We start from the raw sequence: 12,819 nt of genomic DNA, 5'->3' as shown, positions 1-12,819 counted from the left end.
ACTACCATGGCCAAGAAAACCGCCGCGATCGTCGGCTCGGGCAACATCGGCACGGACCTGATGTTCAAAATTATGCGTCGCAGCAAGAACCTCGAAGTCAAATACATGATCGGCGTAGACCCCGCCTCGGACGGGCTGGCCAGGGCCGCCCGGCTCGGTGTGACCACCTCAGCTGAGGGCGTCGACTGGCTCTTGGCCCAAGACGAGTTGCCGGACTTCGTTTTCGAATGCACCTCGGCCAAGGCCCACGAAGCCAACGCACCCAAGTACAAGGCCGCACGCATCCACGCGATCGACCTGACGCCGGCCGCCGTCGGGCCCTACTTGTGCCCGGTGGTGAACCTGAGCTCCCTCGAGGATGTCCTGAACGTCAACATGATCACCTGCGCCGGGCAGGCCACCACCCCCATCGTCGCCGCTGTCTCTTCCGTGGTGCCGGTGGACTATGCCGAGATCGTGGCATCCATTGCCTCCAAGTCCGCCGGTCCGGGAACCCGCGCCAACGTGGACGAGTTCACCGAGACCACCGCCAAAGCCCTTGAGCAAGTTGGTGGCGCCAAGCGGGGCAAGGCCATTATCATCATCAACCCGGTGGAACCGCCCATGATCATGCGCAACACCATCTACGCCGCAATCCCAGCAGACGCCGCCGAGCCTGGGGAACTGCGGGACAGGATCGTCGCCGCGATCGACGACGCCGTCGCCCGGATCCAGGATTACGTCCCCGGATACTCGCTGCGCGTGGAACCGCAGTTCGATTCCGCCCGTGAGGACTGGAACGGCCACGGCCGTGTAGGCGTGTGGGTGCAGGTCAAAGGTGCGGCCGATTACCTGCCCGAATACGCCGGGAATCTGGACATCATCACCGCTGCAGCAACCCGGACCGCGGACCTGCTGGCCGAGCGCATGGATGCCGCCATCAATTCAACACCTGTAGGAGCACAGTCATGACCGCTATCACCGATCTGAGCGTCCGGCTGACCGACACCACCCTGCGCGACGGCTCTCACGCCATGAGCCATAAGTTCACCGAAGCGCACGTCCGATCAATTGTCCGTGCTCTCGATGATGCCAAAGTCGAGGTCATCGAGGTCACCCATGGCGACGGTCTGGGTGGTTCCAGCTTCAACTACGGATTCTCGCTGACTCCTGAGCTGGATCTCGTGCGCGCCGCAGTGGACGAAGCCAGGAATGCCAAAATCGCCGTGCTGATGCTGCCCGGGCTCGGCACCATCCATGACCTGAACCAGGCCCACGACGCCGGAGCCTCCGTGGCCCGGATCGCCACTCACAGCACCGAGGCCGACGTCTCCATCCAGCACTTCCAGCATGCCCGGAAACTCGGCATGGAAACGGTCGGATTCCTGATGCTCTCCCACCGTGCAACCCCGGAAAAGCTCGCAGAACAGGCACGGATCATGGCCGACGCCGGCTGCGAGTGTGTGTACGTGGTGGACTCCGCCGGTGCCCTCATCTTGGAAGGTGTCTCAGATCGAGTCTCTGCCCTTGTCGCCGAACTCGGGAATGACGCCCAGGTGGGCTTCCACGGTCACCAGAACCTCAGCTTCGGCGTGGCGAACTCCGTCTACGCAGCACGCGCCGGCGCGAAGCAGATCGACGGCACCCTCCTGGCCCTCGGCGCCGGAGCAGGCAATTCACCTACCGAAGTCCTTGCTGCCGCCTTCGAACGCCTCGACATCCGCACGGGAGTCGATGTCCATGGCGTCATGGCCGCGGCCGAAGACACCGTCAAACCCATCATCACCCGCATGCCCGTCATGGACCGGGCATCCATCATGCAGGGCTACGCCGGCGTCTACTCGTCATTCCTCATCCACGCCGAACGTGCCTCCGCACGCTACGGCGTCCCCGCGTGGCAGATCCTCGAACAAATAGGAAAGGCCGGCTATGTCGGAGGACAGGAAGACATGATCGTTGACGTCGCCGTTCAGCTCGCCTCAGGGGCCCGCGTAGCCGCCTGATATGACTAGCCAGCGGGAATTTGGACAGCAGGAATTTGGGACGGCGGGAAACGAAGGCGGACGACGGCGGGAGGTTCCGCCGTCGTCCGCCGTCGGCTAGCCCCGCTGAGGGGCCAGCGCGTAGAACGGCGTGAACCTGCCCCTCGTTTCCGGGGAGATGTTAGAGCGGACAATCGAAGCGGTCTCGAGCGCTGCCAGGTGGTACCGGACGCAGTCGCGCGAGCAGGCAATGGCGTTGCTGATATCGGATACTTTGCTGGCGCCATGCGTTGCCAGGTAGTCGATGATCTGCGATTTGATTGGCCTGCTTCGTTCGGTTTTTGTACGGCTTTCGTGTGAAGCGACGATCGGGCGGCGAAGTTGAACATCAACAGTCATTTCCATGGCCTTTCATAGGTGCTGGAACGGTCCTCGTCGTTGAGGGCCGCTTTCTGTCTTCGGACGGAATTGGGCGCGTCCGTGTAACCCCTTCCCCAAAGGCGGGCAGAGGTGGTGGATGTTAGGTGGATCAAACTAACTAACGACGGCCGGGGTTCCTGACTTGGAACCCTCGCCGGTGGGGACTACTTGCTGAGGTTTGCCAGGCGTTGCGGGCTGAGCAGTTCTTCGAGCTGCGCTTCAGTGAGCAACCCGTGTTCAAGGACAAGCTCCGCTACACCCTTGCCGGTGGCGAGGGCTTCCCGGGCGATTGCAGTGGCCGTGGCGTAACCCAGGTGGGGGTTGAGCGCTGTGACCAGGCCGATTGACTGTTCCACGGTCAACCGGAGGTGTTCGATGTTGGCGGTGATGCCGCGCACGCAGCGGGCGGTGAGGGTGCGGCAGGCTGCTTCGAGGTGGGAGATGCTCTTGTGGAGGCTGTGAACAATGATGGGTTCAAAGGCGTTGAGTTGGAGCTGGCCGGCCTCGGCGGCCATGGTGATGGTGACGTCGTTGCCAATCACTTCGTAGGCGACCTGGCTGACGACTTCCGGGATCACCGGGTTGATCTTGCCGGGCATGATGGAGGACCCGGACTGCACGGCCGGGAGGTTGATTTCGCCAAGGCCAGCACGGGGGCCGGAGGAAAGCAGGCGCAGATCGTTGCACGTTTTGGAGAGTTTCACGGCGACGCGCTTGAGGACGCCGGAAAGGTGCACGAACGCGCCGACATCCTGGGTGGCTTCGATCAGGTCCGGGGCGGTAATCAGCGGCAGCCCGGTGATTTCGGCCAGGTGCCGGCAGGCGGCTGCGGCGTAGCCGGGAGGTGCGTTCAAGCCGGTGCCGATGGCGGTGGCACCGAGGTTGATTTCATGGATGAGCAGGTCGGCTTCGGCCAGGCGGAGCCGGTCTTCGCCGATGGTCACGGCGTAGGTGCCGAATTCCTGGCCCAGGGTCATGGGCACGGCATCCTGGAGCTGGGTGCGGCCCATTTTGACCACGGTGCGGAATTCCAGGGCCTTTTCGGCGAACGCCCCTTCGAGTTCTTCGAGGGCGGCGAGGAGTTCCTTCACGGCCAGGATGGTGCCCAGTTTCACGGCGGTGGGGTAGACGTCGTTGGTGGACTGGGAGAGGTTCACATGATCGTTGGGGTGCAGGTGCCGGTACTCGCCCTTGGGGTGGCCGAGGATTTCAAGCGCCCTGTTGGCGATGACCTCGTTGGCGTTCATGTTCGAGGAGGTACCGGCGCCGCCCTGGATAACGTCCACCACGAACTCTTCGCTGAGCATCCCGTTCATGACGTCGGTGCAGGCCTGTTCGATCGCGGCGGCGCGTTCGGGGTCCAGGAGTCCGAGTTCAAGGTTGGTGCGGGCCGCGGCGAGCTTGACGGCGGCCAGGCCCCGGACCAGGTACATGTTCGAGGAGAGCGGCTGGCCCGTGATGGGGAAGTTCTCCACTGCCCGCAGCGTGTGGACACCCCAGTACGCTTTCGCGGGAACATCCCGGTCCCCGAGCAGGTCATGCTCGGAACGGACGTCAGGGTTGTTTTCGAGAATGGTCACGGGGGTTCCTCACAGGGCTTCATTGACGGGTTTGGACAAAAGTGCAGGTAAGACAAAAGTTCAGGTATGAGCTGGGGCCAGCCCGGAACGCAAAGTCAGGCCATTTGGTTGGCCCGGGAGTTTTCGCTCCCTGGGATGATGGTGCCGAGGGCGCATTCGACACCGTGCAAGTGCATTCTCATGGCCTGCGAGGCTTCCTCTGCCGACCCGCGCTCGATCGCATCGAAAATGCGCGCGTGCTCGTCACCTGACTCCTTGCGGCGGTCAGCCACGAGGTTGAGCGTGTTTGACTGGTTAGCCATCGCGTCACAGATGTCCGAGAGGAATGATTCGAAGACGCCGTTGCCGCTGCAGCGGGCGATGGTCACGTGGAACTCGGTGTTCAGGAGGACCCACTGATGGAGATCATCAGCTTCCGACATTTCCCGGAGGATTTCCCGAAGGGCTTCAAGATCTTCATTGCTGCGGCGCTGGGCGGCGAGTCCTGCGGCAGGCACTTCCACATGTGGCCGGGCCTCCACCAGGGCACTGGCCGAGTACTTACCGAGCTTAAGGTCCGTGGCAACCTTGTCGGCGATGACAAAGGTTCCCTTGCCCGTATGCGTGGCAGTCAATCCCAGGGCGGTGCAGGAGCGGAGGGCTTCCCTGACCATAGTGCGGCTCACGCCGTATTGCTTGGCGAGCGAAGCTTCTGAGTCCAAGCGGGTCCCGACAGGGATCTTCCCGCCTTCGATGGCACCCCGAAGTGACGCAAAAACCGCTTCAGCCGCACCAACGCGGACCACACGGTCTTGTCCAGCTGTCCAGCTGTCCAACAGGTTCTCCATGCCTCGACTATGGCACCCCCACAGCCTCCTGTCAAAGGGGTACCTAAATATGGGGAAGTGGCTTACGTCACAAACCTCATGGTGGACTTTGGCTAGCATGGCGGCAATACGCGAGGCGGGGTTCGACGTCGTGCCCTGCCTGCTCCCAGCGCACGTGGACGAGGCCCGTCCCAGCTCCGGAAAACGGAGCGCCTGATCCCGCTTCTTTCGTGACCGTGCTTTGCTCAGCGCGTAGACGACAACGGGGTATGGGTAAGCCCTTTCAGCGTGAGGTTTCCTCCGCCGGTCACCAGCTTGATGTCCTGCTCCTCTGACCTGGGGAAGACCAGTGACGTGAGGGTCTGTTCCCCGCCGTGGACGAACACTTCAATCGAGGAGTGGTCTACGAATACGGTCAGGTCCACGCTGCCGTTCCTGGCTGGAGCGGAGGCGGTGCGTCTTTGTGTAAACAGCGGGCCAAGGTCACCATCAGCGGGCTGCTCGCGCGTGACGAACGCGGCCCCGTCGTGGAAGTTGTAGCCCACCGTGGCGAATATTGCTTCATCGCTCGCAAACTGCAGGAGGGCCTCCGATCCGTCGCTGCCGCCGTCGCCCGCTTTAGTTGCGCGTTCAATGGTCAGATCCAGCCGGTAGGCGCCGCCCTGCGGGGAGGGAAGTCCGGCAGTTCCTTCCGGGGTGATGGTCTCCGGGCCCGACGACGACGATTGCCCTTCGAGGCGGGCCAGGGTTTTGGAGGGCGTTGAGACCAGAGCCGGCTTGCCGTCCACGGTCTTCAGCCTGATGTCCCGCATGATGGAGTCCATGCCTCCTTGCCAGTCCTCAGTGGGAAGTTTCCGGGCGTAGTCCCAGTTGTTCACCCAGCCCAAAGCCTGCCTGGACTGCATCCGCTGGCCGTCGGTAAGCCTGGGATCATCCCAAGTAACCGCGGCGTAAAAGTCGGAGCCGGCGTCCAGCCACTGATGCTTCTCATCCGCAGGGGTGAACTTTGTTCCGTCCCAGCTCCCGGTCCAGTAGGCGACGCCCGTGGTTCTTCCTTCTTCGGATCCGTTGGCGCTCGCTGCCAAGACCCACGTTCGCTTGGCGGGGTCGCCGTCGACGTCCAGTTGGAAAAGATCAGGGCATTCAAGGATGCCCAGTCCGGACCGCTCGAAACCGGAGGCGTAACGCCAGCTCTTGAGATCCTTCGAGGTGTACATGCCCAGCTTGTGGCCCTCGGCCAGGATCATCAGCCACTGTCCGTTTGCTTCATCACGGACAATCTTGGGGTCGCGCCAGTGTTCAGCTCCGGGGTTTTCCATCACCGGGTTTCCTTCGTACGAGGAAAACGTGAACCCGCCGTCGGTCGAATAGAAAAGCGACTGCCGCTGGACGCCCTTGTCCTGCTGTGTCAGCACTGAGATGACGGCGTCTTTTCCGAAGCCGGCGGTGTTCTCGTAGTCCACCACGGCGCTGCCTGTTTCGATGTCGCCCAGTCCGTTTTTGTACTTGTGGATGGCAACGCCCTCGTCCTTCCACGTCACCAGGTCTTTGCTGGTGAGGTGGTACCACTCCGTTCCGTTGCCCTGGGGATGGTCGGCGTTGTAGAGGTAGTAGTAGTGCCAGAGCCCATTGAGGAAAAAGGGGCGCTGGGGATCATTCATCCAGTTCCGCTCCGGAGTGATGTGGTAGCTCGGGCGGTACTGCGAGGATCCGGCAGGCCGCTCGGGTTTCGTTCCCGGGGCCGGCGACCGGTCGATTCTGCCAAGGTCAGTGAGCATGGCATCCACGGCAACAGAGGTAATACAGTCCGGGCGCCGCACCTCCCCGACTCCTGCAGTTTCCATTGACTTGTCAAGGCTGGATCGAAGGAAGACGTCGCTGCCGATCCGGGCAGCTGCCACCCAGCCGTCTGCGCAATTGATGCTGCGGAGATCCTCCACTCCGGCGGCCTGGAGGGGTTGTCCTGACTCGAGGGTGCGGTCACCGCCCGACAACCAGTACGAGCCATAGGTTCCCCGGGAGCTCTTGAAATCCGCCTGCGCGGTGGCAACGGAGTCGAGGGCGGTCTCTGCCCGGCTCTCGGCGTCGTCTGGTTTCTGAACGCTCACGATGAAGGCCACCACTGCGACCACCAGGGCAATGGCAGCCGCTGCAACTGCAATCCAGAGGTTCCGTTTGCCTGAGAGCGGCGTGAGTTTGAATTTTTCGGACATCATGGCCGTTCAGCTAGGACCGGATACCGGCAAAAGGAGCGGGGACCCCGTTTCCGGCGCCCCCGCTCATTACTTGTTAGCGGTTTGCGTCAATGGACCGCAACCCGGCTGTTGTGCCTTACTTGTACAGGCCTTCTCCGCCAACCTTGACGTTGGTAGGAAGGTAACCGTACGGGCCGAGGCCATTCTGGCCAAAGGAACGGTCAACTTCCGAGATTCCGTTGCGGAAGTTGATCTTTACGGTCGGAGACAGCGAGCCGCCCCTGACACCGTTCACGTTATCGATGAACGACTGCACCAGGCCACCGGGCTGCACATAGTGCGAATAGGCCTGGAACTGGCGGCCGTTCTGCTGGGGAGTCGGATTTTCCGGTGATTCTGACGGCAGGTTCAGGTCAGTCGGTGAGCCCAGTGCCAGGCCGCTGTTGTTCAGCGGCTGGTAGTCGGACCGGATGCCGTCGCCCACAAAGCCGTAGACGCCGTCGGGACCGCGCATGCCTGCTGCGTAGGTGAACTGGTGGCTGATGGTGAAGAGGTAGTACTTGTTCTTGCCACCTTCATTCTGGATGAAGATCTGCGGACGCTCAGTCTGGTCATTGACGCAGTTGGCAGACAGGATGGGAGGCAGGAACGACCACTTGGTGAGGTCCTTGTTGTCAGCTACAGCCAAACCAACATTCGCCGTCTGGTAGTAGGCGCCGGAGCTGTTGACCTCATTCACGTTCTCAGCGTGGGGATCGCCAGGCTTGTAGCCCAGGTCCTCTTCCTTGCACTCGTATTCGCCTCGGGTACCGCCGGTGTTGCCTTCGAACACCATGTAGGTCTTGCCGGGGTGAGCCGGGTCCTCGAAGGTGTAGGGATCACGGAAAGCAAAGCCCGGGTTCTGGGCCTTGTTCTGGTACATCTTGCCGTCCGGCTCCAGCAGCTTGGTGTGCTTGAAACCGTCAAAGGTGACGCCGTTCTTGTCGGCGTGGATGTTGCCCAGCGCCTTCGCGATGGCTGCATCGGGAGCGATTCCGCCGCCTCCGGCGTTGCGCTCGGCCACGTCGTAGAACGTGGTGGCCGTGTAGAAGACGTTCACGTGGTTGCCCTGCATCAGGCGGGTTGAGCCGGACCACTCGGTGTTGCCGATGGACGCACCGTCAGCAAAAATGTGTCCGCCGTAGTTCCACTTGTCCTTGGCCGGATCAGCGTTGGTCTTGCGGAAGAAGTACCCGATGCGGGCGTTCCAGTGGCGCTGGTCGAAGCCGTAGCCGGCGTGCCGGTCCGCCACGAGCGAGAAGATGACATCCCAGCCCTTGTAGCTGATCTGGTTAGCGTTTTCGTCCGTCAGGGACCACGTGTCCCACACCCAGACGTCCTCGTTCATGGTGGGGAAATCTTCAGGGATCTCCGGCATGGTGACGGCAGGGCTCATCGAGTTCTCGCCCGGAGCCACATTGGGGTCGCTTTGCGCCATTATCTGCTTGGCGTCTGCGCGGGTCCACTTCGAGGTGAAGTCCGACGCCGGATCATGCGCCTCTTGCGTGTGCTCGGTGGGGAGCGGGAAACCGGGAGTAGGAGCCGGCATCTGCTCTGCGACGGGCGGATCTGCCGGTTCATTGGCCTGTGCCGACGGCACTGCCAAGAACGTGGAGGCAGCTACGGCTGCGGCCAGCGCCAGTGCGGCGGGGCGCCAAAGCTGCATTCGCGGCGGTTGGGGATGCTTATTCATGAATTCTCTTCTCGCGGAGTTTGAGACAGTTTTCGTGGAAGATGGGCGGATGCCCGGTTTCAAAACTCCAGTGCCCCAGGACTAAAGAGCTGCCGCAGGGACGCCTTTGTTTTGGGAGAGAAGGGTCTTTCGGCCCTTGCCATAGGCCGCTTGGGGTTACCTGTGCTGCGCCTGTCAACACCCTAAGCACGCTTCTCAATCGCTTTCAAACCTCTTTACATCGGGTTTCTGGGCGATTCCGACGAGAAGTGTAAGCGCTTGCGCCTTTCTTCTTTACGCGCGTTGCACAAAATGGGTGGAAAGGTCAAATATGTCGAAATATTCACAAGATTAAAAGCGCTAGCCTATGGATCCAAGGCCAGTTGTCGGCTTGGTCACAGGGACCCCCTGCGTGATGTTTTCGCGGCTTCACGACGGGCCTGCTGCCGAGTGCTTGTGAGGACACCGAAAAGTATTCGTTGACAAATGCAAAACGTTTTGTGTAGCGTGGCTCACACGAAATACAAAACGTTTTGCAAAGGAAGTCAATGACGACGAAGGTGGGAATCCGTGAGGTGGCGAAAGCTGCCGGGGTCTCAGTGACCACTGTGTCCCATGCCCTTAATGACGCCACCAGCTTCCGGGTCAAGGCGGCAACACAGCAACATATCCGGGAAGTGGCCAAAGACCTTGGCTACGCCCCGAACAGGCTGGCCAGCGGATTGCGGAATCAACGCTCCCAGATCCTTGGCCTGGTAAGTGATGAAATCACCACAACACCGTTTGCCGGTGCCATGATCCGCGGGGCTCAGGATGCCGCCTACGAACGTGGCTATGTGGTGATGGTGGTCAACTCGGGCTTTGACAGCGAGCTGGAATCACGTGAAATCAGCATGCTTCAGCAACACCAGGTGGATGGCGTACTGTACGCCAGGATGTACCACCAAAGTGCACAGGTCCCCACTCAACTGGCCGGGCTTCCCATCGTTCTCCTGGATGCAGTCACTGAGGATACATCCATTTCCTCTGTTGTTCCGGATGAGGTGGGCGCAGCCGAGACAGCTGTTGAAGCACTTATCCACGCCGGCCACACCCGGATCGGGATGATCAACAACAGGGACGACATTCCCGCCACGCACGGCCGGCGGGAGGGCTTCCTTAACGCTTTGCGGCGGCACGGGCTGGAGCATGATCCCAGCACCTATGTCATTGGAACGGCACACACCCAGGGAGGCCGTGACGCTGCTTTTGAGCTTCTCGGCCAGAAAGATCGTCCTACTGCACTGTTCTGCTTCAACGACAGGGTTGCCATGGGCGCTTACCAAGCGGCTTTGGCTTTGGGGCTTCGCATACCCGAGGACGTTTCCATTATTGGGATCGACAACCTCGAAATCATTGCGGACGCACTGTGGCCGGGGCTCACTACAGTCGCCCTTCCCCACTACGAAATGGGCCGTTGGGCGGTCAACCGGATCTTGGACGATATTGAGAACCCCGGTAACCCCGCGGTCCAGACGCAACTGGACTGCCCCCTGATTGAGCGGGGGTCGCTCGGCCCGCCGCCAGGTTAGCCGTTAGCCGCTCAAACACGCACAACACAAACAGCACAGCAAAAACAGCTTCACCCCCGGGGAGGCAGAAAGGGACGCAGCCGTTGCACCGGCCGCGTCCCCCACAGACCCGGGGCAATCCTCCACGCACAAATCAGCAGAAAGATTCACCATGATGAACAAGCGATTCACCCGGATCCTGGCCACCAGTGTAGCTGCGGCGGCCCTCGTCGGTACCCTTGGCGCCTGCGGCAAAGGCAGCGCGTCATCCTCCTCCGAGGGCTCCAACGAGATCACGATGTGGACTCATAACGCAGGCAACCCGGAAGAGCTCGCAGCCGTCGAGGGCGTTGTGGATTCCTATAACAAGAGCCCTAATGCCAAGGCGAAGATCAAGGTCCAGGCGTTCCCGCAGGACTCCTACAACGACTCCGTAGTCTCGGCTGCAGCATCCGGGAATCTTCCCTGCATTGTGGACATCGACGGCCCGAACGTACCCAACTGGGCCTGGGCCAAGTACCTTTCACCGTTGAAGCTTGATGCGGACCTTTCCAAAAACCTGCCTAGCACGGTTGCCAAGTGGGAGGGCGAAACCTACGCGGTGGGAACCTACGATGTCTCCCTGGCGATGCTCGCCCGCAAGTCCGACCTCGCCGCGGCAGGTGTCCGCGTCGCCACAGTCGAGAAACCGTGGACCAAGGACGAATTCCAGGAAGCGCTGACCAAGCTCAAGGCCCTCGGCAAGTGGGAGCACCCGCTGGACATGGGCACTGCCGGTACCGGGGAATGGCTGCCCTACGCCTACTCGCCGTTCCTGCAGTCCTTCGGCGGGGACCTGGTCAACCGCGAAGGGTTCGAGACCGCAGATGGTGCCCTCAACGGTGACGAGGCCATCGAATGGGCCAAGTGGTTCCGCGGGTTGGCTGACCAGGGCTTCATGGCCACCAAGAGCGGCAAGGACTCCGTTCAGGACTTCCTGAACAACAAGAGCGCAATTGTCTACACCGGCTCCTGGGCTGCAGATACGGCCATGACAGCGGTAAAAGATGACCTCGTAGTCATGCCGACGGTTGACCTGGGGAAGGGGCCAAAGGTTGGCGGCGGCTCCTGGCAGTGGGGCGTAACCAGCGGCTGCGCCAACTCTGAGGCAGCCATGGACTACCTCTCCTACTCCCTCAAGGCCGAAAACATCGCTGCCGTAGCCAAGGCCACCGGCACCATCCCCGCCACCGAGGAAGCCGCAGCGATGCTCCCCGAGTATGCCGAGGGCGGCGCCAGCCGGATCTTCATGGACTTCTCCCGCGAGTACGCGGTGATGCGTCCTGAAACCCCGGCTTACCCGTTCATTGCCACCGAATACGGCAAGGCTGTCCAGGACATCCTGGCTGGTGCCGACGCAAAGACGGCGCTGGACAAGGCCGTCAAGGCGATCGACGCCAACATCAAATCCAACGGCGGCTACAAGAACTAGTCAGCTGCCAAACGGTACGACGACGACGGTACGCAACTGCCGCCGTCGTCGTACCCCAAGGCCCTGCGCCCCAACATCACTGTCAACGGAGAATCCCATGACAACCACCCAGCTTCCCGCAGCCCCTTCCAGCCCGGAAGTGCCAACCACCGCTGCCCCCGGCAAACCCCGCCGTCGCCGCCACCTCCGTGAACAGTTCAGCGGCTGGGCAATGATCGCCCCGGCAGCGACTCTCCTGCTCGCCTTCGTGTTCCTCCCGGCGATCATGGGATTCGGTCTGGCGTTCACCAATGCCCGGCTCGTTTCACCACGGCCTGTTGAGTTCGTGGGCACGGACAACTTCGCCCGCCTGTTCACGGACCCCACGTTCTGGCGCTCACTGTTGAATGTCAGCTACTTCGCCGTTGTAGTGGTGCCTGTCCAGTCCGGACTGGCCCTGGCGATGGCTCTGCTGATCAACAAGAAGTTCCGTGGCGTGAACTTTTTCCGCACGCTCTACTTCCTTCCCGTGGTCACGTCCATGGTGGTGGTGTCCCTGCTGTGGCTGTTTATGTACCGCAAGGACGGCCTGATAAACGAGCTGCTGTCCAATTTCAGCTTCGGCCTCATCCAAGGCCCGGACTGGCTCAATGATCCTGCAACCTCCATGCCGGCCATTATTATCCTGTCCATCTGGCAGGCGGCCGGGTTCCACATGATCATCTGGCTCGCAGGCCTGCAAAGCATCTCCGGCGAACTCTATGAGGCGGCCCAGCTGGACGGCGCGAGCCGCTGGCACCAGTTCCGCTACGTAACCTGGCCGGGCCTCAAGCACACCCGCACCCTGATCCTGGTGACCATCACCATCCAGGCCCTCGGGCTCTTCGACCAAGTCAGCGTCATGACCCAGGGCGGGCCCCTCGATTCCACCACCACCATCATTTACGAGGCGGTACGCTCCGGCTTCAAGCAGCAGGAAACCTCCTACGCGTCAGCCATCTCGCTCGTATTCTTCGTCCTGGTGCTGCTGATCTCCGCTGTCCAGCGCTACCTGACCCGAGAGAAGGACTGACGTGAAAGCGACTCTCACCTCCAAGAGCCTCAGCACCAAGGCTCTCGCTTCCAAAACCCTCAGCAGCGCCGGCA

At 61.5% G+C, this 12,819-nt stretch carries 10 protein-coding genes; 5 read left to right on the top strand and 5 right to left on the bottom strand.

Going from position 1 to position 12,819, the window contains the following annotated elements; all coding sequences use genetic code 11:
- Positions 1-6 precede the first annotated feature (6 nt).
- Both M1D88_RS17895 and dmpG read left to right on the top strand, forming a co-directional pair.
- On the top strand, positions 7-951 hold the full coding sequence (locus tag M1D88_RS17895) for an acetaldehyde dehydrogenase (acetylating) (RefSeq protein ID WP_458112081.1): 945 nt from the start codon (positions 7-9) through the stop codon (positions 949-951).
- The gene (gene dmpG, locus M1D88_RS17890; RefSeq protein ID WP_458112080.1) at positions 948-1,982 is read left to right on the top strand and encodes a 4-hydroxy-2-oxovalerate aldolase; all 1,035 of its coding nucleotides are present in this window, start codon (positions 948-950) and stop codon (positions 1,980-1,982) included. Before M1D88_RS17895 ends, dmpG begins: the two co-directional genes overlap by 4 nt.
- A gap of 96 nt (positions 1,983-2,078) precedes the next feature.
- Here the strand turns inward: dmpG and M1D88_RS17885 are convergent, their stop codons facing one another.
- From M1D88_RS17885 to M1D88_RS17865, 5 genes are all read right to left on the bottom strand, one after another.
- Positions 2,079-2,360, bottom strand: a complete 282-nt coding sequence (locus M1D88_RS17885) for an ArsR family transcriptional regulator (RefSeq protein WP_458112079.1) — start codon at positions 2,358-2,360, stop codon at positions 2,079-2,081.
- Positions 2,361-2,545: 185 nt separating this feature from the next.
- Positions 2,546-3,961, bottom strand: a complete 1,416-nt coding sequence (locus M1D88_RS17880; protein WP_458112078.1) for an aspartate ammonia-lyase — start codon at positions 3,959-3,961, stop codon at positions 2,546-2,548.
- A gap of 95 nt (positions 3,962-4,056) precedes the next feature.
- Positions 4,057-4,788, bottom strand: a complete 732-nt coding sequence (locus tag M1D88_RS17875; RefSeq protein ID WP_458112077.1) for a FadR/GntR family transcriptional regulator — start codon at positions 4,786-4,788, stop codon at positions 4,057-4,059.
- A gap of 224 nt (positions 4,789-5,012) precedes the next feature.
- A complete protein-coding gene (locus tag M1D88_RS17870; protein WP_458112076.1) occupies positions 5,013-6,983 on the bottom strand; it encodes a glycoside hydrolase family 32 protein in 1,971 nt (656 codons plus the stop codon).
- Positions 6,984-7,098: 115 nt separating this feature from the next.
- A complete protein-coding gene (locus M1D88_RS17865; protein ID WP_458112075.1) occupies positions 7,099-8,694 on the bottom strand; it encodes a glycoside hydrolase family 68 protein in 1,596 nt (531 codons plus the stop codon).
- Between the two features lie 527 nt (positions 8,695-9,221).
- Between M1D88_RS17865 and M1D88_RS17860 the strand changes: the two genes are divergently transcribed.
- The 3 genes from M1D88_RS17860 (at position 9,222) to M1D88_RS17850 (ending at position 12,745) form a co-directional block, all read left to right on the top strand.
- The gene (locus tag M1D88_RS17860; RefSeq protein WP_458112074.1) at positions 9,222-10,244 is read left to right on the top strand and encodes a LacI family DNA-binding transcriptional regulator; all 1,023 of its coding nucleotides are present in this window, start codon (positions 9,222-9,224) and stop codon (positions 10,242-10,244) included.
- A gap of 151 nt (positions 10,245-10,395) precedes the next feature.
- A complete protein-coding gene (locus tag M1D88_RS17855; RefSeq protein WP_458112073.1) occupies positions 10,396-11,694 on the top strand; it encodes a sugar ABC transporter substrate-binding protein in 1,299 nt (432 codons plus the stop codon).
- 97 nt (positions 11,695-11,791) lie between these two features.
- Positions 11,792-12,745, top strand: a complete 954-nt coding sequence (locus M1D88_RS17850) for a carbohydrate ABC transporter permease (RefSeq protein WP_458112072.1) — start codon at positions 11,792-11,794, stop codon at positions 12,743-12,745.
- Positions 12,746-12,819 lie beyond the last annotated feature (74 nt).

The organism is Arthrobacter sp. R1-13 (assembly GCF_054161475.1).
Note: the sequence above shows the minus strand (reverse complement) of the source record. Positions and strands in the feature narration are given on the sequence as shown.

Excerpts from the sequence above, each read along its gene's own strand:
- M1D88_RS17885 (WP_458112079.1), bottom strand. The coding sequence starts at position 2,360 with ATGACTGTTGATGTTCAACTTCGCCGCCCGATCGTCGCTTCACACGAA.
- M1D88_RS17895 (WP_458112081.1), top strand. The coding sequence starts at position 7 with ATGGCCAAGAAAACCGCCGCGATCGTCGGCTCGGGCAACATCGGCACG.
- M1D88_RS17870 (WP_458112076.1), bottom strand. The coding sequence starts at position 6,983 with ATGATGTCCGAAAAATTCAAACTCACGCCGCTCTCAGGCAAACGGAAC.
- M1D88_RS17860 (WP_458112074.1), top strand. The coding sequence starts at position 9,222 with ATGACGACGAAGGTGGGAATCCGTGAGGTGGCGAAAGCTGCCGGGGTC.
- M1D88_RS17865 (WP_458112075.1), bottom strand. The coding sequence starts at position 8,694 with ATGAATAAGCATCCCCAACCGCCGCGAATGCAGCTTTGGCGCCCCGCC.
- dmpG (WP_458112080.1), top strand. The coding sequence starts at position 948 with ATGACCGCTATCACCGATCTGAGCGTCCGGCTGACCGACACCACCCTG.
- M1D88_RS17875 (WP_458112077.1), bottom strand. The coding sequence starts at position 4,788 with ATGGAGAACCTGTTGGACAGCTGGACAGCTGGACAAGACCGTGTGGTC.
- M1D88_RS17855 (WP_458112073.1), top strand. The coding sequence starts at position 10,396 with ATGATGAACAAGCGATTCACCCGGATCCTGGCCACCAGTGTAGCTGCG.
- M1D88_RS17850 (WP_458112072.1), top strand. The coding sequence starts at position 11,792 with ATGACAACCACCCAGCTTCCCGCAGCCCCTTCCAGCCCGGAAGTGCCA.